1 protein-coding gene and 1 pseudogene are annotated in these 1723 nt (G+C 63.7%); both read left to right on the top strand.

The features are described 5' to 3' along the window. Window positions 1-371: pseudogene (locus PF66_RS31695) on the top strand (terminase small subunit); the annotation flags it as partial. Between the two features lie 4 nt (window positions 372-375). Next, window positions 376-1723, top strand: a 1348-nt coding sequence (locus tag PF66_RS31690; RefSeq protein WP_054064911.1) for a phage terminase large subunit family protein, incomplete at its 3' end; no start/stop codon positions are given.

Here is a 1723-nt window from a genome sequence, read left to right as displayed (position 1 = left end):
TCTCGACCCTCGCCGAGCCGACGAACACGGCTGCGCCGCAGCCAGTTACTCCCAGCGATGGCCGGCAGCCGGACTTCCAAAAAGCCCGAGCGCTGCGCGAGCACAACCTTGCGCAGATGGCCGAGATCGAACTGCGCAAGGTCAAGGGCGAGCTGGTCGAGGCGGCGGCGATCAAGCTAGCGGCCTACAGCAACGGTCGTTTGCTGCGCGATCAACTGCTGGGCCTTGCGACCCGGCTGGCCCCGGAGCTGTCCGCCATTACGGACCCCTGGCAGATCGAGAAACACCTGACGGCGGCGATTCGCCAAACGCTGGAGGATGCCGAGCGGCTGTCCACGGCGGATCTGGAACACACCCTTAACCCGAGTTGAACCTATGCATACGGAAATCCCCGATGGTGCAGAGGTGTACCGCGAGGCGTATTTCCGTGGGCTGCGTCCCGACCCTGATCTCTGGATCGACGAATGGGCCGATAAGTACATGCGCATTCCCAGGGACACTGGCGCCGCTGAGCCCGGCCAGTACCGTACGGAGCGGACACCATACGCCCGTGAGCCCATGCGCTGTCTTTCGCCGGCACACCCTTGCAAGCGCGTCGTCACCATGGTGGCTTCGCAGTTGATGAAAACGCAGATCGCCCTGAACTGGATCGGCGGTCTGATCCACATGGCTCCGTCCAACATCCTCACGCTGCTGCCGAGCCTGGGGCTGTCGAAGCGGGTGTCGGCGCGTATCGGCAAGACCATCACGGCGACCCCAGTGCTGCGCGAGCGCGTGGCGTCCAGCCGGTCCCGCGATGCCCGCAACACCATGGATACCAAGGAGTTCGAGGGCGGCGCGCTGTACGTCACGACGGCCGGCTCGGCAGCCAACTTGGCCGAACTTACGGCGCGGTATGTCTACGGCGATGAGGTCGACCGTTGGGAGGTCGACGTTGGCGAGGAGGGTGACCCGGTAGAGCTGGCTGAAACCCGAGGCAGTAACTTCGGGCGCAACGCCAAGTTCTACTTCTCCAGCTCGCCGACCATCAAGGGCGCCTCGCGGATCGCGGATCTGTTCGAGGTCAGCGATCAGCGTTACTACTACGTCCCTTGTCCGACCTGCGGGCACTACCAGGTGCTGGAGTGGGAGCGACTGCACTACAGCAAGGACTTCAGTGTGGTGCATTACGAGTGCGCTGCAACTGACTGCGATGTGATGATCGAGGAGTACCAGAAGGGTGACATGCTCGCCCGTGGCGAGTGGCGGTCACACTCTCAGGGCGACGGTGAGACGGTTGGTTTCCACCTCAACGCCTTGTATGCGCCGCTCGGGTGGCAGGATTGGCCAACGCTCGCCAAGCAGTTCGAGCGGGCCAAGAAGGCCCAGGCCAAGGGCGATCTGGAACCCATGCAGGTGTTCTACAACACACGCCTTGCGCGAGTGTGGGACAGCGCACAGGAGCAGACCAAGGCCAGTGCGCTGCGCGACCGGGCGAAGCTTGAGAACTACACGATGGGCAGCATGCCCGCTGGTGTGCTGATGCTCACCGCTGCTGTGGACACTCAGGACAACCGCCTGGAACTGATGGTGGAAGGCTGGGGCGTCGGCATGGAGCGCTGGGTGGTTGATCACCAGGTGATCTCGGGTGACCCGGCTGACGAGCGCACCTGGGCGGCGCTTGATGAGCGGCTCAAGGTTCGCTACCAGCATCCTTGCGGTGTTGGCCTGGCGATCCTCGCGA

The organism is Pseudomonas asplenii, from assembly GCF_001293465.1.
Lineage (GTDB): Bacteria > Pseudomonadota > Gammaproteobacteria > Pseudomonadales > Pseudomonadaceae > Aquipseudomonas > Aquipseudomonas fuscovaginae_B.
This window is presented reverse-complemented; position numbering and strand designations above follow the sequence as displayed.